The sequence below is a fragment of the Streptomyces sp. NPDC032472 genome, assembly GCF_040636955.1.
In the GTDB taxonomy this organism is placed as follows: Bacteria; Actinomycetota; Actinomycetes; order Streptomycetales; family Streptomycetaceae; genus Streptomyces.
The window spans coordinates 108,247-128,351 of record NZ_JBEZVK010000004.1; the positions used below are offsets into that span (position 1 = coordinate 108,247).

The 20,105-nt window shown below is 73.3% G+C and carries 17 protein-coding genes and 1 pseudogene; 11 read left to right on the forward strand and 7 right to left on the reverse strand.

Annotated features, from left to right (window positions below; all coding sequences use genetic code 11):
• Positions 1-10 precede the first annotated feature (10 nt).
• Genes AB0F11_RS03780 through AB0F11_RS03790 form a run of 3 tightly spaced genes read right to left on the reverse strand, consistent with a single transcriptional unit; the run spans position 11 to position 2,414 of the window.
• Positions 11-787: an enoyl-CoA hydratase/isomerase family protein gene (locus AB0F11_RS03780; protein WP_362168000.1), complete on the reverse strand. Its 777-nt coding sequence runs from the start codon at positions 785-787 to the stop codon at positions 11-13.
• Positions 784-1,251, reverse strand: a complete 468-nt coding sequence (locus AB0F11_RS03785; protein WP_362168002.1) for an OB-fold domain-containing protein — start codon at positions 1,249-1,251, stop codon at positions 784-786. Before AB0F11_RS03785 ends, AB0F11_RS03780 begins: the two co-directional genes overlap by 4 nt.
• A gap of 11 nt (positions 1,252-1,262) precedes the next feature.
• Positions 1,263-2,414: a lipid-transfer protein gene (locus AB0F11_RS03790; protein WP_362168004.1), complete on the reverse strand. Its 1,152-nt coding sequence runs from the start codon at positions 2,412-2,414 to the stop codon at positions 1,263-1,265.
• A 94-nt stretch (positions 2,415-2,508) separates the two neighbouring features.
• Here AB0F11_RS03790 and AB0F11_RS03795 point away from each other — a divergent pair, with 94 nt between their 5' ends.
• A complete protein-coding gene (locus AB0F11_RS03795) occupies positions 2,509-4,254 on the forward strand; it encodes an AMP-binding protein (protein WP_362168006.1) in 1,746 nt (581 codons plus the stop codon).
• Positions 4,255-4,274: 20 nt separating this feature from the next.
• Here AB0F11_RS03795 and AB0F11_RS03800 read toward each other — a convergent pair whose 3' ends face one another.
• The 3 genes from AB0F11_RS03800 to AB0F11_RS03810 all read right to left on the reverse strand — a co-directional run bounded on the left by AB0F11_RS03800 (position 4,275) and on the right by AB0F11_RS03810 (position 8,961).
• A complete protein-coding gene (locus AB0F11_RS03800; RefSeq protein WP_362168009.1) occupies positions 4,275-5,042 on the reverse strand; it encodes a class I SAM-dependent methyltransferase in 768 nt (255 codons plus the stop codon).
• Between the two features lie 324 nt (positions 5,043-5,366).
• The gene (locus AB0F11_RS03805) at positions 5,367-5,603 is read right to left on the reverse strand and encodes a hypothetical protein (RefSeq protein WP_362168011.1); all 237 of its coding nucleotides are present in this window, start codon (positions 5,601-5,603) and stop codon (positions 5,367-5,369) included.
• Between the two features lie 193 nt (positions 5,604-5,796).
• Positions 5,797-8,961, reverse strand: a complete 3,165-nt coding sequence (locus AB0F11_RS03810; RefSeq protein WP_362168014.1) for a BTAD domain-containing putative transcriptional regulator — start codon at positions 8,959-8,961, stop codon at positions 5,797-5,799.
• A gap of 132 nt (positions 8,962-9,093) precedes the next feature.
• On the opposite strand from AB0F11_RS03810, the gene AB0F11_RS03815 reads away from it, so the two are divergent.
• Entirely contained in the window at positions 9,094-10,314 is a 1,221-nt protein-coding gene (locus AB0F11_RS03815; RefSeq protein ID WP_362168016.1) for an amidohydrolase family protein, read from the forward strand.
• Between the two features lie 109 nt (positions 10,315-10,423).
• Positions 10,424-11,254: a trypsin-like serine protease gene (locus AB0F11_RS03820; RefSeq protein WP_362168018.1), complete on the forward strand. Its 831-nt coding sequence runs from the start codon at positions 10,424-10,426 to the stop codon at positions 11,252-11,254.
• Positions 11,255-11,321: 67 nt separating this feature from the next.
• Here AB0F11_RS03820 and AB0F11_RS03825 read toward each other — a convergent pair whose 3' ends face one another.
• Positions 11,322-11,756, reverse strand: coding sequence for an NUDIX domain-containing protein (locus AB0F11_RS03825; RefSeq protein ID WP_362168020.1), 435 nt, complete (start codon positions 11,754-11,756; stop codon positions 11,322-11,324).
• A 227-nt stretch (positions 11,757-11,983) separates the two neighbouring features.
• Here AB0F11_RS03825 and AB0F11_RS03830 point away from each other — a divergent pair, with 227 nt between their 5' ends.
• The 8 genes and pseudogenes from AB0F11_RS03830 to AB0F11_RS03865 all read left to right on the forward strand — a co-directional run bounded on the left by AB0F11_RS03830 (position 11,984) and on the right by AB0F11_RS03865 (position 20,092).
• The gene (locus AB0F11_RS03830; protein WP_362168200.1) at positions 11,984-12,892 is read left to right on the forward strand and encodes an LLM class F420-dependent oxidoreductase; all 909 of its coding nucleotides are present in this window, start codon (positions 11,984-11,986) and stop codon (positions 12,890-12,892) included.
• 10 nt (positions 12,893-12,902) lie between these two features.
• Positions 12,903-13,688, forward strand: a complete 786-nt coding sequence (locus AB0F11_RS03835; RefSeq protein WP_362168024.1) for a glucose 1-dehydrogenase — start codon at positions 12,903-12,905, stop codon at positions 13,686-13,688.
• Positions 13,689-13,808: 120 nt separating this feature from the next.
• Entirely contained in the window at positions 13,809-14,930 is a 1,122-nt protein-coding gene (locus AB0F11_RS03840) for an LLM class flavin-dependent oxidoreductase (RefSeq protein ID WP_362168027.1), read from the forward strand.
• 301 nt (positions 14,931-15,231) lie between these two features.
• Positions 15,232-16,971, forward strand: coding sequence for a D-aminoacylase (locus AB0F11_RS03845; RefSeq protein WP_362168030.1), 1,740 nt, complete (start codon positions 15,232-15,234; stop codon positions 16,969-16,971).
• Positions 16,968-18,485 (forward strand): aldehyde dehydrogenase family protein, encoded by a 1,518-nt coding sequence (locus AB0F11_RS03850; protein WP_362168032.1) that lies wholly within the window; start codon positions 16,968-16,970, stop codon positions 18,483-18,485. Before AB0F11_RS03845 ends, AB0F11_RS03850 begins: the two co-directional genes overlap by 4 nt.
• 91 nt (positions 18,486-18,576) lie before the next feature.
• Positions 18,577-18,807 (forward strand): annotated as a pseudogene (locus AB0F11_RS03855) (amino acid transporter); the annotation flags it as partial.
• A gap of 97 nt (positions 18,808-18,904) precedes the next feature.
• Positions 18,905-19,228, forward strand: coding sequence for a hypothetical protein (locus AB0F11_RS03860; protein WP_362168034.1), 324 nt, complete (start codon positions 18,905-18,907; stop codon positions 19,226-19,228).
• 75 nt (positions 19,229-19,303) lie between these two features.
• Positions 19,304-20,092: a DUF4239 domain-containing protein gene (locus tag AB0F11_RS03865; RefSeq protein ID WP_362168037.1), complete on the forward strand. Its 789-nt coding sequence runs from the start codon at positions 19,304-19,306 to the stop codon at positions 20,090-20,092.
• Positions 20,093-20,105 lie beyond the last annotated feature (13 nt).

The following is a 20,105-nucleotide window of genomic DNA, read 5'->3' on the forward strand; positions in this document are numbered from 1 at the left end:
GTCCCTTCTGTCAGCGCACGCGGGGCTCCGGCGTCGTCCGCCGGTCGGCGAAGAGGGCTGTCTGTCGGTCCGGGGGCAGGTTCCCCAGGGCGATCAGGGCCGGGGCCTGTGCCAGGGCCTGCTGCAGGGCCGCCTGCTTCGCCGACCACAGGGCCCGTACGGTGCCCTGCACCGCCTCCGTCGGGAAGGAGGCCAGCGTCCGCGCCGCCCGCAGGGCCGCCTCCAGCAGCTCCCCGGGCGCCGCCAGCTCCGAGACCAGGCCGATCTCGTACGCCCGCTGCGCCGAGAGCCGCTCAGCCGTCCCCATCAGGGACATCCGGGCCGCCTCCCCGAACGGCATCCGCTGCGCCATGTACACGGCCTCGTACGCGCTGACCATGCCGTACGAGGTGTGCGGGTCGAAGAACGTCGCGGTCCGCGAGGCGATGAGGAACTCCGACTCGCCCAGCAGGTAGAACGCCCCGCCGCACGCCATCCCGTTGACCGCGGCCACGACCGGCTTCCACAGGTCGGCCGCCTTCGGGCCGACCGCCTGCAGCGGATCGTCCACCGAGTACGGTGAGGAGGGCTGCGGCACGCAGACGTCCCGGTCGATGCCCGTGCAGAACGCGGCCTCGCCCGACCCCGTCAGCACCACCGCCCGGATCTCGTCGTCGTGGCGCAACTCCCGCCACGTCGCCGTCAGTGCGGCGGCCGTCGCGAGGTCGATCGCGTTGTGCCGGCGTTCCCGGTCCAGGGTGACGACCGCGACCCCGGCGGCCTCGTCCCGCTCCACCCGCAGCGTCACGGCCGCTCCAGCACCCAGCGCGGCACGGCGAAGCCGCCGGCCCGCCCGAACACCACCTGCACCCGCGCGCCGATCCGCAGCCGGGCCGGATCCACCGAGTTCAGCGGGGCGTCGGCGCCCGTGACCAGGTTCCCGGCCAGCCGGATGTGCGGGGCCTCGGCGAGCTCCACGAGGACCACGTTGTACGGGGCCTGCGCGGCGTACGCGGGCAGCAGCGGCGGATGCGGCCGCACGTACGACCAGATCCGGCCCTTGCCGCTCATCGGCTGCCACGCGGAGCCGAAGGACTGGCAGTGCGGGCAGCAGGGGCGCGGCGGGAAGCGGAGCCTGCCGCAGGCGGTGCAGGCCTGGATGCGGAGTTCACCGCGGGCGGCGTACTCCCAGAACGGGGCGCCGTCCTCGTCGGGGACGGGCAGGAGCAGGTCCTCGGCGGCAATACCGGCAGCGGTGGTGGTGTCCGTCATGGCTTCGCTCCTCACGCGCGCAGCAGGATCGCGGACGTCGGGACGCCCTCGCCCGCCGTCACCAGGCAGGTGGCGGCGTCCGGCACCTGGGCGGTGGAGGTGCCGCGCAGCTGCTTGACGCCCTCGTTGATCAGGTTGAAGCCGTGGACGTAGGCCTCCGACAGGCCCCCGCCGCCGGTGTTGATCGGCAGCCGGCCGCCCGTCTCCAGGGCCCCGCCCTCGGTGAAGGCGCCGCCCTCGCCGCGCCCGCAGAAGCCGTAGCCCTCCAGGGACAGCGGGATCAGCGGGGTGAAGGCGTCGTAGATCTGGGCGACGTCGACGTCCTGCGGCCCGAAGTCGGCCTGTTTCCACAGGTGCCGGGCGGCGGTCCAGGCGGGCCCGGACAGCGGGTCGTCGTTCCAGTAGTTGACCATGCCGTGGTGCTGGGCGGGCAGGCCCTGGGCGACGGCGTGCACGTACACCGGCTGCTGCCGGCAGTCCCGGGCCCGCTCTGCGGAGACGATGACGCAGGCCAGCGCGCCGTCGGTCTCCAGGCAGTTGTCGAAGAGGCACAGCGGTTCGCTGATCATGCGGGAGGTCATGTACATCTCGCGGGTCAGCGGCCGCTCGTACATGATCGCGGCGGGGTTCTCGTTGGCCCGGTTGCGGCAGGCCATGGCCACGTTGAAGAGGTGGTCGCGGGTGGCGCCGTACTCGTGCATGTAGCGGCGGGCCAGCATCGCGATCTCGTCGGCGGGCCGAAGCAGCCCGAAGGGGCGGGTCCACTGGCCGGGGGTGGGCAGCTGCACCGCGGTGTTCTTCCACGGTCTGGGGCCCGAGCCGCGTTTGCGGGAGCGCCAGGCCACGCCGACGGTGGCCTGGCCGGTGGCGACGGCGGCGGCGAGGTGGCCGACGGTGGCGCAGGAGCCGCCGCCGCCGTAGCCGACCTTGGAGAAGAAGGTGAGGTCGCCGGCGCCGATGGCCTTGGCGACCTCGACCTCGTCGGTCTCCTCCATGGTGTACGAGGCGAAGGCGTCGACCTCGGAGGGTGCGATGCCGGCGTCCGCGAGGGCGGCGAGGATCGCCCGGCAGGCCAGTTCCTTCTCGGACTCGGGGAGTTGCCGGGCGAAGGCCGTCTGCCCGATGCCGACTATCGCCGTGGCGTCCTTGAGTGTTGCCGCCATCGCCACCTCCGGGGGCTGCGCCAGTGCTGACAGCCGCGAAGGCTACAGCTAATCTGACGAACAGTCAGCTACCGGTTCCCGGGGAGGTCGGACGATGGACGAGGACGCAGGGGCAGCCGGCGCCGCACCCGCGGCGACACCGGAGGTCGAGGACGCGCGGGGGGACCTGCGCTGGGGGAGCATCGCCGGACTGGTCCGCGCCGCCGCCGCGCGGTACGCCGACCGGGAGGCGGTGGTGGAGGGCCGCATCCGCATCACCTACGCAGAGCTCGGCGCCCGCGTCGAACGGGCTGCGGCCGCCGCGATCGCCGCCGGCATCGGGGCCGGCGACCGCGTCGCCGTCTGGGCGCCCAACACCCTCGACTGGATCGTCTCCGCCCTGGGCGCGGTCTCGGCCGGCGCCGTCCTCGTCCCGCTCAACACCCGCTTCAAGGGCACGGAAGCGGCGTACGTCCTGCGGCGCAGCCGCGCCCGCCTGCTCTTCGTCACCGGCACCTTCCTCGGTACCTCCTACGTGGCCTCCCTGCGGCGAGCCGCGGGGAAGGCCGGGGCGGGGGAGGGGCCGCAGGCCGTTGCGCCCGGAGCCGCAGCCGGAGCCGCAGCCGCAGCCGGAGCCGGAGCCGGAGCCGCAGCCGGCGGCCGCGGGCCGCTGCCCGGGCTGCCGCACCTCGAACAGGTCGTGGTGCTCTCCGACGACGCCCCCGCCGACTTCCGGACCTGGAAGGACTTCCTGGCCGGGGGCGACACCGTGCCCGCCGCGGCGGTGCGCCGGCGGGCCGAAGCCATCCGCCCCGAAGCCCCCTCCGACATCATCTACACCTCCGGCACCACCGGCAGCCCCAAGGGCGCCGTCATCACCCACGCCCAGTCCCTGCGCTGCTACGAGGTGTGGAGCGCCCTCGCCGGCCTGCGCGAGGGCGACCGCTACCTGATCGTGAACCCCTTCTTCCACACCTTCGGCTACAAGGCCGGCATCCTCGCCTGTCTCATGCGCGGGGCCACGATGGTCCCCCAGCCGGTCTTCAGCGTGGACACCGCCCTCGCCAACATCGCCGCCGAGCGGATCTCCGTACTCCCCGGCCCGCCCACCCTCCACCAGTCCCTCCTCGACCACCCCCAGCGCGACCACCACGACCTCTCCGCGCTGCGCCTCGTCGTCACCGGTGCCGCCGTCGTCCCGCTCCGGCTCGTCGAGCGGCTCCGCGGCGAGCTGCACATCGCCACCGTCCTCACCGCCTACGGGCTCTCCGAGGCAGGCGGCATCGTCACCATGTGCCGCCGCGGCGACCCGGACGAGGTCATCGCCACCACCTCCGGCCGCGCCATCCCCGGCACCCGCGTCCGCATCGCCGCCGCCGACGGCTCCGCGCTGCCCGCGGGCGAGCCCGGCGAGGTGTGGGTCAGCGGCCACCACGTCATGCAGGGCTACTTCGAGGCCCCGGCCGAGACCGCCGAGGCGATCACCCCGGACGGCTGGCTGCGCACCGGCGACGTCGGCGTCCTCGACCCCGACGGAAACCTGCGCATCACCGACCGGATCAAGGACATGTTCATCGTCGGCGGTTTCAACGCCTACCCCGCCGAGATCGAGCAGCTCCTCGGCCTGCACCCGGACATAGCCGACGTCGCCGTCGTCGGCATCCCCGATCCCCGCCTCGGCGAGGTCGGCAAGGCGTACGCGGTCCGGCGCCCGGGCTCCACGCTGACCGCGGACGACCTGATCGCCTGGTCGCGGCGGGAGATGGCCAACTACAAGGTCCCGCGTGCCGTGGAGTTCGTCGCCGAACTCCCGCGCAACGCGAGCGGCAAGGTCCTCAAACGGGAGCTGCGCGCCCGGTAGCAGGAGCAGGCGCGGCGGCGTCAGGCCGGACGGGAGCCCTTGCGGGCGAGCACCAGCCGCAGCCGCGGGCTGCCGTCCGGCCGCCGCCCGAACTGCTCCAGCGGTACGGTCTCCACCGTGAACCCGGCCGCCCGCAGGTCCGCCCGGACCCCGCCCAGCGGGAAGGTCCGGTAGTACATGACGAACGGCGGCCGCCACACCGCGTTGCGCACCCGCATCGCCGCGTCGAAGCCGGCCACCAGCCACCACAGGGGCGAGCCCGGCGCGAGCGGCGCCCCGATCGGGAAGGCGAACACCCCGCCCGCGCGCAGCGCCCGGTGGACCCCGGAGAACAGGGCGGGCCGCTCCGTCGGCAGGAAGTGCCCGAACGCCCCGAAGCTGACCGCCAGGTCGTACGCGTCGTCCAGCGCGGCCGGCAGCGCCCGCGCATCGGCCCGGACGAAGCCGACCCGGCCGGCGGTGTCGCCCGGGCCGGCGCCCCCGCCGTCCCCGTACACCCGCTCGGCCTCGGCCAGCATGCCCGCGCTCAGGTCGACGCCGGTGACCCGCTCCCGGCACAGCCGGCGCAGCATGCCGATGCCCGCGCCGGTGCCGCAGCACAGGTCCAGGCCGGAGCCGAAGGAGCCCTCGTACCGGGCGAGGGTCTCCTCGACGGCGTCGAGGACGCGGTCCGGGGTGCGGAACGGCGTGTGGTCGAACTTCGGCGCGAGCAGGTCGTAGCCCCGCTCGACCGAAGAGAGGGCCTGTACGGCGAGCTCGCGCAGGCTCGGTCCCTGTGAGGTGAACACGCCCCCAGCCTAGTGACGCACGCAGCGCGGCGGCCGCGGTGGCTCCCCCTCCGGGCCACCGCGGCCGCCGTTCCCTGCGTTGTGCTCCCCCGTGGTTCTGGTTTCCCCGTGCTCCCCCGTGGGACGGTTCCTCCCCCGTGTCCCCCGGGGGCCGTGCTCCCCCGTGTTGCCCCCCCGTGCCCCCGTGTTCCCCCGTGGGGCCGTGCTCCCCCGTACTCCCCCCAGCCCCCCCGGTGGAGGAGCTCCACCTGATTCCCCCGTGAATCCCCCGTGGTGGAGCTCCCGCGTGCGTCCCCCGTATCCCCCGTGGGACGTCGTGCGGACTTACGGACGCGGACCGGACGCGTGGTTGTCCAGCGACACGATCCCCTCGTCCGCAGCCGGCTTGTCGAGCGGCTGGTCGAGCGGCTTGATCTCGATGCCGGAGGCGTGGTTGTCCATCGGCGTGATGTCGGCGTTCCCCGCGTGGCTGTCGAGCGGCTTGATCTCGATGCCCGAAGCGTGGTTGTCGAGCGGGATGATGTCGGCGTCGGCCGGCAGGCTGTTCTCGTTCGTCGTCATCGGATCTCCTGATGGATGGGTCGGGCCCGTTCGGCGATTCCCCCGCGGACCGCCGAACGGGTTTTCCTCCAGCGGACTCTCCGCGCCCCCCGACGCGGTGAGTCGATGCATCCATGGTGGCGCGCGGCGATAAACGAACGATGAATGCCTCGTTCAGCTTCCGTCCGCGCAGCTCAGAGGGTAACCGGGCCCGTCAGGCCGCGATTTCCGACGCCAGGAGCGCCTGCACCTCGGCCAGTTCCGCCGACCCCAGCTGCGCGAAGATCGACTCCGCGTCCCGCCAGCACACCCGCGCCCGGTCCCGCTGCCCGAGCCGCCGCAGCGCCTTGCCGAGGACGGTCAGCACCGTGGCCCGCCGCCACTCCCCGCCGATCCCGCGCAGCGCGATCGCCTGCTCGGCGTGCGCGGCGGCCAGGGTGGGACGGTGCGCCGCCAGGTGGGCCACCGCCAGCCGGAAGTGGGTGACACCCTCCCACAGCGGCTGGCGGTTGTCGTGGAAGAGCGACAGCGCCTCCGTCAGCTGCGCCTGCGCCTCGCCGAGCCGGCCCGCCTCGGTCAGGGCGATGCCGAGCGCGTAGCGGCCGTTGGCGAGCCGCAGGGTCAGGCCCATCCGGTCGTATATGGCGATGCCCTGCTCGGCGAGGTCGATCGCGCTGCCGAGCCGGCCCAGCTCCACGTGGATGCGGGAGAGGTTGCACAGGGCGCTGGCCTCGCCGATGTGGTTGCCGTCGGCGCGGAAGTTCTCGATGGCCTCCAGCAGGTAGCGCTCGCCGTCGGCGTGCCGGCCCTGGTAGAGGGCGATGATCCCGCGGTCGTTGGGCGCCCAGCAGCTGGGCAGCGGGTCGCCGGCCTCGCGGGCCAGGACCATGGCCTGGCGGGCCTCGTCGTCGGCCTCGGCGAAGCGGCCCGCGACCAGGTGGACGTTGGTCAGGGCGGTGCGGGCGCGGCCCTCGGCGTGCGGGTCCTTCGCGGCGTGCGCGGCGTCGCGCAGGGCCCCGGCGGCGGACTCGTACTGCTTGGAGTTGGCTCCGGACTCGGCGAGGTCCTTGGCCGCCCACAGCAGGTCCGCGGCCCGGCGCAGCACGTCCGCCTGCCCGGTCGTGCGCACGGCCGACTGCCGTACGCAGGCGAGCAGCGGGTCGGCCTCCGCGTACAGCCAGTCCAGGGCGGAGCGGGGCTCGGTGAAGCGCAGGCCGGGGTAGCGGGTGGCGGAGAGGTGGGCGGGGAGCCGGTCGCCGGGCCGCTCGACCGCGTACACGGCGGAGGCGGTGGCGAGGTAGAAGTCCAGCAGGCGGTCCAGGGCGGCGTCCCGCTCGCTCGGCGGCTGCTCGTCGCGCTCGGCGCACGCACGCGCGTAGAGGCGTACGAGGTCGTGGAAGCGGTAGCGGCCCGGGGCTGCCGATTCGAGGAGCGAGCAGTCGACTAAAGCCTCCAGCAGGTCCTCGGTGTCGTGCTCGGTCCGGTCGAGTACGGCGGCCGCGGCGGCGAGGGAGATGTCGGGCCCGTCGGCGAGGCCGAGGAGGCGGAACGCGCGCTGCTGGGCGGGTTCCAGCTGGCCGTAGCCGAGCTCGAAGGTGGCCTTGACGGCGAGGTCGCCGGCCTGGAGCTCGTCGAGGCGGCGGCGCTCGTCGGCGAGCTTGGCGGCGAGGACGGAGACGGTCCAGGTGCGGCGGGCGGCCAGCCGGGAGGCGGCGATGCGGATCGCGAGCGGCAGGAAGCCGCAGGCGCCGACGACGTCGAGGGCGGCCTGCCGCTCGGCGCCGACCCGCTCGGCGCCCACGATCCGGGTGAACAGCTGGAGGGCCTCCTCGGGGCTCATCACGTCCAGGTCGACGAGATGGGCCCCGGCGAGGCCCGCCATGCGGACCCGGCTGGTGACCAGCGCGGCGCAGCCGGCGGTGCCCGGCAGCAGCGGGCGGACCTGGGCGGCGTCGCGGGCGTTGTCGAGCAGGACCAGGACGCGCCGGCCGTCGAGGGTGGAGCGGTAGAGCGCGGCCCGCTCGTCGGCGGTGTCGGGGATCGCGGTGTCGGGGGTGCCGAGCGCCCGCAGGAAGGAGCCGAGGACGGCGACGGGCTCGGCGGGGCGGGGCTCGGTGCCCTGGAGGTCGACGTAGAGCTGGCCGTCGGGGAAGTGCGGGCGGGCGGCGTGCGCGACGTGCACGGCGAGGGTGGTCTTGCCGACGCCGCCGATCCCCGCGAGCGCGGAGACGGCCATGACCTGCCCGTCGGCGGTGGAGAGGATGTCGCCGAGCTCGCTGACGAAGGTGGCCCGGCCCGTGAAGTCCGGCACAGTGGCGGGCAGTTGGGCGGGCCGGACGTGGCGGGGCGCGGAGGCCCGGGCCGGGGCCTCGGCGCAGGCCAGCTCGGCGTCGGCGCGCAGGATGCGCTGCTGCAGCGCGGCCAGCTGGGGCCGCGGGTCGACACCGAGCTCGTCGGCGAGGAGGCGGCGGGTGTCGGCGTACACGGCGAGGGCCTCGGCCTGCCGGCCGCTGCGGTACAGGGCGAGCATGAGGAGCTCGCGCAGCCGCTCGCGCAGCGGATAGGCGGCCGTCAGGGCGGTCAGCTCGGAGACGGCCTCGGCGTGGTGGCCGACCTCCAGGTCCAGGTCCAGGCGGGTCTCCAGCAGCTGCAGGCGCCACTCCACCAGCCGGGAGCGCTCGGTCTCGGCGGCCGGTCCCGGGACCCCGGCGAGCGGCTCGCCGTCCCACAGGTCGAGGGCGCGGGCGAGCAGCGTACGGGCGAGGGCGCGGTCGCCGCCGGTGCGGGCCTGCTCGGCGTCGGCGGCGAGGGTGCGGGCGACGCCGAGGTCGAGGGTGCCGGTGGGGGTGTGGATGGCGTATCCGCCGGACTCGGTGACGAGCGTGCCCGGCGCGAGGACCTTGCGCAGGCGGGAGGCGTACGTCCGGATGGTGGCCAGGGCCTGCTGCGGCGGGTCCTCGCCCCAGATGGCGTCGATCAGCTCGGCGGCCGTGGCGGTACGGCCGTCGCGCAGCAGGAGCGCGGCGAGCAGGGCGCGCTGCTGCGGGGTGCCGGAGGGCACGGTCTCGCTGCCGCGCCAGGCGCGGATCGGGCCGAGGACGGCGAAGCGGGAGCCGGCCGGGTCGGCTTTGGCGGCTGCGGCGGTTGCTGCGGATGCGGCTCCGGTTGCGGCGGTGGCTCCGGCCGTGGCTGCCGGGGCCGCGGTGGTTGATGCGGCGGCCGGGGATTCGGTTGCGGGTGCTCCGGCGGACGTGGCCGCCTCGGGCACGGGGGTGTGCGCCGCCGGGGCGGGCGCAGCCTTCGGCCCCGGGGCGGCCGGGGCGGCCGGGGCGGCCCCGGGGTGGTTCCGCTGGTGCGGGATGGCCGGTATGCCGTCCATCTGTCGTCCCCCCTGCCTTCCGTCGGTGTAAGGGCCAGTCTGCCCTGTCTTGCTCGTACCCGTCAGCCCGTGTCGAACCGATCACTCCCCAAGTAGCTGACGGTTCGTCAGATGAACGCTACGGTGGGAGCCATGGAGACCTTTCCGAAGATCATCTCGGTGGACGACCACACGGTTGAGCCCCCCCATGTCTGGCGGGACCGGCTCCCGTCCCGCTACCGCGACACCGGTCCCCGCATCGTCCGCGCACCGCTCAAGGAAATGACCTTCCTCGGGGGCAAGTTCGCCCCGGTCATGGGCGCCAAGGGCGACGACGGCCCGATCGGCGACTGGTGGGTCTACGAGGACCTCCACCGCCCCCTCACCCGCCTCGACACCGCCGTCGGCTACGACCGCGACGAGATCCGGCTCGAGGTCATCACGTACGAGCAGATGCGCCCCGGCTCCTTCTCCGTGCCCGACCGCCTCGCCGACATGGACGTCAACCACGTCCAGTCCGCGCTCTGCTTCCCCACCTTCCCCCGCTTCTGCGGCCAGACCTTCACGGAGGCCAAGGACCGCGAGCTCGGCCTGCTCGGCGTCCGCGCGTACAACGACTGGATGGTCGAGGAATGGTGCGGCCCCGAAGCCCGCGGCCGGCTCATCCCGCTCACCCTCATCCCCCTGTGGGACGCCGAACTCGCCGCCGCAGAGGTCCGCCGCAACGCCGCGCGCGGGGTGCGCGCCGTCGCCTTCTCCGAGATACCCCCGCACCTCGGGCTCCCCTCCATCCACACCGACGCCTGGGACCCCTTCCTCGACGCCTGCAACGAGACCGGCACCGTGATCGCCATGCACATCGGCTCGTCCTCGCGCATGCCGTCCACCTCGGCCGACGCCCCGCCCGCCGTCGGCTCCACCATCACCTTCGCCAACTGCTGCTTCTCGATGGTCGACTGGCTGATGAGCGGCAAGTTCGAGCGCTTCCCGAACCTCCGGATCATGTACGCGGAGGGCCAGATCGGCTGGATCCCGTACATCCTGGAGCGCGTCAACGTGGTCTGGGAGGAGAACCGCGGCTGGGGCGGCGTCGCCGACAAGGTGCTGCGCCCGCCCGCCGAGCTGTTCGCCGAGCACGTCTTCGGCTGCTTCTTCGACGACGCCTTCGGGCTGCGCAACCTCGACGCCATCGGTGTGGGCAACGTCCTCTACGAGACGGACTACCCGCACTCCGACTCCACCTGGCCCAAATCCCGCGAAGTGGGCGAGAGCCAGATGGGCCACCTCGCACCGGACGTCGTCGAGCGCATCGTGCGCGGCAACGCGATCGACCTGCTGGGACTGACCCCGGAAGGACTCTGGGCGGGGGCGTAGCGGGACGCAAGGGTCGGGCGGGGCGGCGGCGTCCGTCCGACCCGCCCCTTGCGGCGAACGGGAAGGCCAAGGCATGCTTCGCCAGAGCAAAGCTGAAGGGGCGGCAGTGGTGGACAAGCGGACCTTGGTGACCGGCGTGTTGTGCGCCGCGGCGGCGCTCGGCGCGTCCGCTGCCATGACCTACGTGGTGCCGGACGCCGGCAGCCAACCGGAAACCCGCGTCAAGGCCGCCGCCCCCGCACAGCCCGCGCCCACTGCGAGTTCGCGCCCGCAATCGGCGAAGCAGCCCCAGCTGACCACCTCCGGCACCCCGAAGCCGGGCACCTCACCGGCCTTCACCGGCGCCCTGTTCCAGGGCAGCGTGCAGGGTGACCACTTCTGCACCGCCACCGTCGTGCGCAGTCCGGGCAAGAACCTGATCGTCACCGCCGGGCACTGCCTGCTCGCCGGCAAGGCCGACGGGAGTGGCGCCGTCTTCGCACCCGCGTACGCGAACGGCCAGGCCCCGTACGGCTCCTGGAAGATCGAGGAGGTCTTCGAGGACCCGCGCTGGGCGGACGACACCGACGACGACTACGACCTCGCCTTCGCCCGCCTCGCCCCGGACGACAAGGGCCGCAACATCGAGGACCTGACCGGCGGCGCCCCCCTGGACACCACGGGCCGCACCGGTGAGGAGATCACCGTCACCGGCTACCCGGCGGACCGCAAGGTCCCGCGCACCTGCACCGCCCAGGCGATCCGCGAGACCCCGACCGAGCAGCGCTTCGACTGCGCGGACTTCCCCGGCGGGACGAGCGGCAGCGCCTGGCTCGCGCGCGACGGCCGCATCATCGGCGTCCTGACGGGCGGCGACACCGACGACGTCTCCACGAGCACCATCCTCGGCGACTACGCGGCCACCCTGTACGCCAAGGCCACGGCGGCCGGCCGCCGCTGAGCGACCCCGACCGGTGGGCTCAGCCCGCCTCCGGCCTCGCCGGCGAGGCTGAATCGGGCCGGTGGGCTCAGCCCACCAGCCCCAGGTGTACGGGCTGCTCCCGTCCCAGCAGCTCGGCCAGCCGCGGCGGCCACGACGGCTCGCCCAGCGCGGCCAGCGCCTGGGGCGACAGCCACCGCCAGTACGCGTCGGGCGACTCCGGCACGGGGTCGCGCCGCGGGCCGGTGGTCACGTAGATGTGCTCGTGCTGGCGGACCGGGACGCCCTCGTGCGTGAAGTCGTGCTCCCAGGTGCACAGCAGCCGCTGCGGTTCGAGATCGGTCCAGCCGGTCTCCTCCCGCAACTCCCGCAGCACGCACTCCTCGGGCGTCTCCCCGGTCTCGATCCCGCCGCCCGGGGGCAGCCAGTGGATCCCGACCTCCACGTTGTTCTCCCGGAACAGGAACACGTCCCCACCGGGCGAGAGAACAACGATCCGCGCAGCCTGCCTGGGAATCCTCATCATCCCAGCGTACGACGAACGGCTGCACCGGTCACGGCAGTTACGGCGTCCATCCCTACCCCCTGCCTCTTGTCTGACGAACCGTCAGCTACCACCATGTCTCCGGCGCGACGGACGCGACGAACGCGACGAAGGCGAGGCGGGGACCAATGACGGAAACAGCAGGCACGGCCGGCACGCCCGGCACGGCAACACGCACGTTCCCCGAAGGCCGGCTGGCCTACGGCATGCAGCTCCCGATCCAGTCGCAGAGCACCCTCTACGCCGAACCCTGGGAGGCCGCGGCCGGTGCGGCCGACCTGGCCGAGGTGGCGCGGGCCGCCGACCGGGCGGGCTTCGGATACATCGCCACCTGCGACCACGTCGCCATCCCGCGCCGCCTCGCCGGCCCCATGGGCACCGTCTGGTACGACCCGGTGGCGACGCTGGCCTTCCTGGCCGGGATCACCGAGCGGGTGCGGCTGCTGAGCCACGTCGCGATCCTGGGCCTGCGCCATCCGCTGCTCTCCGCCAAGCAGTACGCCACCCTCGACCACCTCGCGGGCGGCCGGCTGGTCCTGGGCGTCGGGGCGGGACACGTCCAGGAGGAGTTCGAGGTCCTCGGCGTCGACTTCGCCGGCCGCGGCGCCCTGCTCGACGAGACCCTGGACGCGCTGAGAGCCGCCCTCGGCCCCGAGGAGTACCCGGCGTTCGAGGGCGAGCGGTTCTCCTTCCGGGACCTCGGCCAGCGGCCCCGCCCCGCCCAGGCCCGCGTCCCCGTCTGGGTCGGCGGTTCGTCCCCCGCGGCCGTGCGCCGCGCCGCGGTCCGGGGCGACGGCTGGCTCCCGCAGGGCGACCCGCGCGACCGGCTGCCCGCGCAGATCGCCCGGATCAGGGAGCTGCGCGAGGCGGCCGGGGCCACCGGTCCGTTCGAGTTCGGTGCGATCACCGAGGCGCTGTACGTCGGCGAGCCCGGCTGGGACACCGGCCGCCGGACCCTGGCCGGCAAGCCGGAGGTGCTCGCCGAGTCGCTGCGCGCGTACCGGACGCTCGGCGTCGACCAGATCCAGGTCCGCTTCCGCAGCCGCGACCGGTCCGAGCTGACCGACCAGATCACCGCATTCGGGGCCGAGGTGGCCCCCCTCCTCAACGACTAGGAGAGCAGACATGGGCAAGCTGGACGGGCGTGTGGTGATCATCACCGGTGCGGCGCGCGGGCAGGGCGAGCAGGAGGCGCGCCTGTTCGCCGCCGAGGGGGCCAAGGTGCTCCTCGGCGACGTGCTGGACGAGCAGGGCGCCGCCGTGGCCAAGGAGATAGGCGAGGACCGGGCGCGCTACGTGCGCCTGGACGTGAGCCGGGAGGAGGACTGGGCGGCCGCGACGGCCGCCGCCAAGGAGGCCTTCGGCCCGATCGACGGGCTGGTCAACAACGCGGGCATCCTGCGCTTCAACGAGCTGACCGCGACGCCGCTGGCGGAGTTCCAGGAGGTGGTGCAGGTCAACCAGGTCGGTGCGTTCCTCGGCATCAAGACCGTGGCCCCGGAGATCGAGGCGGCCGGCGGCGGCACGATCGTCAACACCTCCTCGTACACCGGCCTGACGGGCATGGCGTACGTGGGTGCGTACGCGGCCACGAAGGCGGCGATCGTCGGCCTGACGCGGGTGGCCGCACTTGAGCTGGCGGGCCGGAACATCCGGGTGAACGCGATGTGCCCGGGCGCGGTGGACACGCCGATGGCCAACCCCGGCCTGCTCGACCCGGCGAACATGGGCGACGAGGCGCGGGAGGCGATGGCGGAGCTGTACCGGCGGGTCGTGCCGATGGGGCGGGCGGGGCGGCCGGAGGAGATCGCGCGGCTGGCGCTGTTCCTGAGCAGCGAGGACTCCTCGTACATCACCGGGCAGCCGTTCGTGGTGGACGGCGGCTGGATGGCGGGCGTGAGCGTGCTGTGAGCGGTTCGTTCCGCGCGCGGCCTGATGGAGCGTCAGGTATTGACGCTCCGGCCTCCCCGATGGAACAGTCGACCCATCGAATCTGACGAGACGTCAGAAATCAAAGGACGGTGAACCCCCTTGGAATTCGGGCTCTTCGTGCAGGGATACGTCCCCCAGGCGCGGTCCAAGGTCGACCCCGAGGCAGAGCACAAGGCGCTGATCGAGGAGACCGAGTACGTCATCCAGGCCGACAAGTCCGGCTTCAAGTACGCCTGGGCCTCCGAGCACCACTTCCTGGAGGAGTACTCCCACCTGTCGGCCAACGAGGTCTTCCTCGCCTACCTCGCCCACGCCACCGAGCGGATCCACCTCGGCTCGGGCATCTTCAACCCCCTGGCGCCCGTCAACCACCCGGTGAAGGTGGCCGAGAAGGTCGCCATGCTCGACCACCTCTCCAAGGACCGCTTCGAGTTCGGCACCGGGCGCGGCGCCGGCAGCCACGAGATCCTCGGCTTCCTGCCCGGCGTCACGGACATGAACCACACCAAGGAGATCTGGGAGGAGACCATCGCGGAGTTCCCCAAGATGTTCCTCCAGGAGGAGTACGAGGGGTTCCAGGGCAAGCACTGGTCGCTGCCGCCGCGCAAGATCTTCCCCAAGCCGTACGGCAAGGCCCACCCGGCCATGTGGTACGCCGCCGGGTCGCCGTCCTCGTACGCGATGGCGGCGAAGAAGGGCCTCGGGGTCCTCGGCTTCAGCGTCCAGAAGGTCTCGGACATGGAGTGGGTGCTGGAGCAGTACAAGACGGCCATCCAGGAGGCCAAGGCCATCGGTGCCTTCGTCAACGACAACGTGATGGTCACCTCGACCGCGATCTGCGCGGAGACCCACGACAAGGCGGTCGAGATCGCGGTCAACGCGAACATGAACCGCTTCCAGTCGCTGGTCTTCCGCTACCACGACACCTTCCCGCGGCCGGAGGCGATTCCGCAGTGGCCGGAGATCCTGCCGGAGTACAACGCGGAGATCATCGAGCTCCTGATCGCGGAGGAGCTGCTGATCTGCGGTGATCCCTCCGAGGTCCTGGCCCAGTGCAAGCGGTGGGAGCAGGCCGGCGCCGACCAGCTGTCGTTCGGCCTGCCGACGGGGGTGTCCTACGAGGACACCATGACGACGATCAAGCTGATCGGCGAACACGTCATCCCGAAGATAGACACCGACCCGATCCACCGCACGACCCGCTTCCGCCAGTCGGCCTGACCCGGGCCGCCGGAGCCGGGCTCCGCACGGACCCTCCCCCGGACTCCGTCCGGGGGGACCCCCACTCAATCGCCGGCGGGGCCGAAATGTGCCGGCCCCCCGCTTTCGAGGCGGGGGTCCGGCAAAGCCAGCCTCGCCGGCGTTCGAGGCACGGGGTCCGGGGCGGAGCCCCAGAAGCCCGGCTGGTTCCGCCGCCACCTGAGCCGGGGGTCCGGCACATCCAGCCCCGCCGGCGATTGAGGCGCGGGCGCTCGGGCGGGCCCCAGGGGTCAGGACACCAAAGCGAAGGGACGTCACCGTCATGCTGGACCACCTGATCAAGGGCGCGACCGTCGTGGACGGCACCGGCACCCCCGCCCGCCCCGCAGACGTCGGCCTGCGGGGCGGCCGCATAGCCGTGATCGCCACCCCCGGCACCGTCACCGAAGACGCCCGCACCACCGAGGACGCCACCGGCCTCGTCCTCTGCCCCGGCTTCGTGGACCCGCACACCCACTACGACGCCCAGCTCTTCTGGGACCCGTACGCCACCCCCTCCATGAACCACGGCGTGACCACCGTCGCCGGCGGCAACTGCGGGTTCACCCTGGCCCCCCTCAACCCGGCCCGCCCCCGGGACGCCGACTACACCCGCCGCATGATGAGCAAAGTGGAAGGCATGGCGCTGGCCGCCCTGGAGGAGGGCGTGGACTGGTCCTGGTCCTCCTTCGGCGAGTACCTCGACGCCCTGGAGGGCCGCATCGCCGTCAACGCCGGCTTCATGGTGGGCCACTGCGCCCTGCGCCGCTACGTGATGGGCGAGGACGCCGTCGGCGGGCAGCCGACCCCCGACCAGCTCCGCAAAATGGTCGACCTGCTCCACGACGCCATGGCCGCCGGCGCCTGGGGCCTGTCCACGACCCAGTCCTCCACCCATTCCGACGGCGACGGCGCCCCCGTCGCCTCCCGCCACGCCGGCCCCGCCGAGCTGCTCGCCCTCTGCGAGGCGGTCGGCGAGCACGAGGGCACCCAGCTGGAGGCGATCGTCGCGGGCTGCCTGGACCAGTTCTCCGACGCCGAGATCGACCTCTTCGTGGAGATGTCCGCCGCCGCCGGCCGCCCCCTGAACTGGAACGTCCTCACCATCGACGCCGCCGTCCCCGAACGCGTCCCGCGCCAGCTCGTCCCGAGCGAGCGCGCCCGCAAGGCCGGCGGCCGCATCGTCGCGCTCACGATGCCGATCCTCACCCCCATGAACATGTCCCTCGGCACGTTCTGCGCCCTGAACCTGATCCCCGGCTGGGGCGAGGTCCTGGGCCTGCCCGTGCCCGAGCGGATCGCGAAGTTGCGCGACCCCGCCGTCCGCGCCGAGATGCTGCGCCGCGCCGACAGCAAGGAGGCCGGGGTGTTCCGCCGCCTGGCCGACTTCGGGCGCTACGTCATCGGGGACACGTACAGCAAGGACAACGAGGGGCACAGCGGCCGCGTCGTCCGCGACATCGCCGCCGAGCGCGGTCAGGACCCCTTCCAGTGCCTCGTCGAGATCTGCGCCAACGACGACCTGCGCACCGTCCTGTGGCCGATGCCGACCGACAACGACCCGGCCAGCTGGGCCCTGCGCGCCGAGACCTGGCAGCACGAGGACGTCATGCTGGGCGGCTCCGACGCGGGCGCGCACCTGGACCGGATGTGCGGGGCCCCGTACACGACCCGCTTCCTCGGGGACTGCCTGCGCGGCCGGAAGCTGCTGCCGCTGGAGCAGGCGGTACGGATGCTCACCGACGATCCGGCGCAGCTGTTCGGGCTGCGCGAGCGCGGCCGGATCGCCGAGGGCTGGCACGCGGACCTGGTGCTGTTCGACCCGGAGCGCATCGACGCCGGGCCGGCGACGCTCGTGCACGACCTGCCGGGCAACAGCCCGCGGCTGGACGCGCGGGCGGTCGGGATCGTGTCGGTACGGGTCAACGGCGTGGAGACGGTTCGCGACGACGAGGTGACGGGCGCGGTCCCGGGCACCGTGCTGCGCTCGGGCCGCGACACGCGGACGGTGAGCACCCGATGACGATGGGAACGGGAACGGGAACGGGAACGCGGACGGGTCCGCAGCGGCTCTTCATCGGCGGCGACTGGGTCGAGCCGGCCGGCGGCCACTACGAGGTGGTCAACCCCGCGGACGAGTCGGTGGTCGGACTGGCCCCCGAGGCCTCGCCCGCCCAGGTCCTGGAGGCGGCCGCGGCGGCCGCCGAGGCCTTCGAGGGCTGGGCGCGCACCCGGCCGGAGGAGCGGGCGGCGATGCTGGACCGGGCCGCGGACATCATCCAGCGGCAGTACGAGCCGTGGTCGGAGCTGGCCCGCGCCGAGACGGGCGCCACGACGGCGATCGCCCGCGGCATGCAGGTCGGCGTCGGGGTGGCCCGGTTCCGGCGGTACGCCAAGGGCGCCCTGGAACCGGTGGAGCGGGGTCTGCCGCCGCAGGTCACCGAGGCCGGGCCGATGGGCCGCGCGAGCATCCTGGGCGCGCTGGAGGTGCGCCAGCCGGTCGGCGTGGTCACCTGCATCACCTCGTACAACAACCCGTGGGCCAACCCGGCGGGCAAGGTGGCCCCGGCCCTGGCCATGGGCAACACGGTGGTGGTCAAGCCGGCCCCGCAGGACCCGCTGTCCGTGTTCCGGATGGCGGAGGCGCTCGCCGAGGCCGGGGTCCCGCGCGGTGTCGTGAACGTGGTCGGCGGGCAGTCGGTGGAGGTCGGCGAGGCCGCGGTGGCCTCCCCGCACGTGGACATGGTGTCCTTCACCGGGTCGACGGCGGTCGGGCAGCGCATCGCCGAGGTCTGCGGCCGGACGATGAAGCGGCAGCTGATGGAGCTCGGCGGCAAGGGCGCGGCGATCGTGCTGGACGACGCCGACCTCGACGCGGCGGTCGCCGGCATCGGCACCACCTTCTCCTTCTACAGCGGGCAGATCTGCACCGCCCCGACCCGGGTGATCGTGCACCGGTCGGTGTACGGGCCGCTGGTGGAGAAGCTGACCGGCTACCTCGCGCACATGAAGGTCGGCGACCCGGCCGAGCGGGGCACGGTGGTCGGCCCGGTGATCTCGGCGGCGCACCGGGACCGGGTGGAGTCGTACATCGAGCTCGGGCGGAAGGAGGGGGCGCGCCTCGCGTACGGAGGGGAGCGCCCCGTGGTCGGTGCGGGTGGCGGTGACGGCGGGGGCCGAGGCTTCTACGTGGCGCCGACGCTGCTGGTGGACTGCACGAGCGAGATGCGGGTGGTGCGGGAGGAGATCTTCGGGCCGGTGGTGGTGGTCGTCCCGTTCGACGGCGGGGAGGACGAGGCCGTCGCCCTGGCCAACGACAGCGACTACGGGCTGCTGAGCTACGTGTGGTCCGGGGACGCGGCGCGGGCCTTCCGGGTGGCGCGCCGACTGCGGGCGGGCGGGGTCGGGGTGAACACGATCGGCCGGAACATGGAGGCGCCGTTCGGCGGCTTCAAGCGCTCGGGGGTCGGCCGGGACGTGGGCTCGTACGCGCTGCACGCGTACAGCGAGGTGCAGTCGATCGTCTGGCCGAGCTGAAGGTCGAAGAGTCGAGAGGTTGAAAGTCACACGGGAAACTTTTGAATAGGGTGAAACGGACATGGCTGCGGTTTCCGCGCGTCTTGCCGGTCTGGGCGGCCTGCTGCTCGCCGGGGTCTTCCTCAAGACCCTGGTCGACATGTGGGACCCCTCGTACGGCTCCGGCTCCACCGTCCTCGGCGTCGGCAGCGTCTTCGTCATCGGCGTGGGCCGGCTGGCCCTCGGCCTGGTCGTCATGGCCGTCACGGCACGCCGCAGCCCCGCCTCCTTCCGCGGTGGGATCCTGACCAAGGCGACGCCGGCGCTGGTGGTCGAGGACTGAGCCCGGGCCCGGGAAAACCGGCCCCGAACGGGGTGCGGCGGGCGCGACACGCCGCACCGGGGGTGACCCCCGCCCCCGGCAGGTCGTTCACCAGGGCATGAACGTCAACGCCAACGCCATGAAGCGCAGCCTCGCCGCCCTCGCCCTGTCCTCCGGCGCCCTCGCCCTCGCCGCCGGAGCCGCCCACGCCGACGCCACCGCCACCGCCAACGGCGAAGCCGTCAGCGGCCAGGCCGTCGCCCCGCTCGCCAAGCGCGTCGGCGACATCGTCGACCACCCGGGCCACGCCGTGCAGGACACGCGCACCGCCCTGGGCGTGACGGCGGGCGCGGCCGGCGCGGCCGCGAAGTCCACCGACTCCTCGCTCGCGGGCACGGGCACGGCCCTGCAGGGCCTGCCGCAGGCACCCGAGGTCCACTGAGGCCGCGGCCGGGGCCCGGTCCCGGCGCTGGGTCCAGCGCCGGGCCCTCGGGCGGAGTCGGTCGTTGATCAGCGCATGATCCTCTGGTTGCTCAACACCTTCTCCACCTTCACCCTGGGCCTCATCCTGGTGGGCGGTTTCATCGGCCTCGCCGCGGCCGGCAGCCTGGCCGCCCGCCGCCGCTTCCCGCACCTCGCGGGCGGCGAGCACAACGAGATGGTCGGCGTCGCCCTCGGCATGTTCGGCGCGATCTACGGCATCATCCTCGCGTTCGTCGTCGTCACCCTCTGGACCCAGCTCGAGAACACCCAGACCACCGTCGCCACGGAGGCCACCGACCTCGCCCTGATCGTCCGCAGCGCCGAGGCCTTCCCGCCCGCCGACCGCGCCCGCGTGGAACACGCCGTCGGCGAGTACGTCCACTCCGTCGTCGAGGTCCAGTGGCCGCTGATGCGCGAGGGCCGCCCCAGCTACGACGCGACCGCCGAGCAGACGCACGGCCTGTACAAGGCGCTCCAGGCGTACGAGCCCACCGGCCACCGCAGCGAGACCTTCTACGACGAGGCCGCGGGCCGCCTCAACGACGTCGCCGCCCAGCGCCGGGCCCGCATCGACATGGCCAGTACGTCACTGCCGACGCTGCTGCAGGTGCTGGTGTACGGCGGCGCGCTGGTCATCCTCCCGCTCACGTTCCTGTTCGGGCTGCGCAGCCTGAGGATGCAGCTGCTGTTCGTCTCGGCGGTGGCGGCCCTGATCGGCTTCAGCCTGCTGCTGGTGATGGTCCTGGACCGCCCCTTCGCGGGCGAACTGAGCGTGAGCCCGAGCCCGTACAAAGAGGCGGCGCTCGCGCAGTTCTGGCGGTAGGGGTGGCCAACGC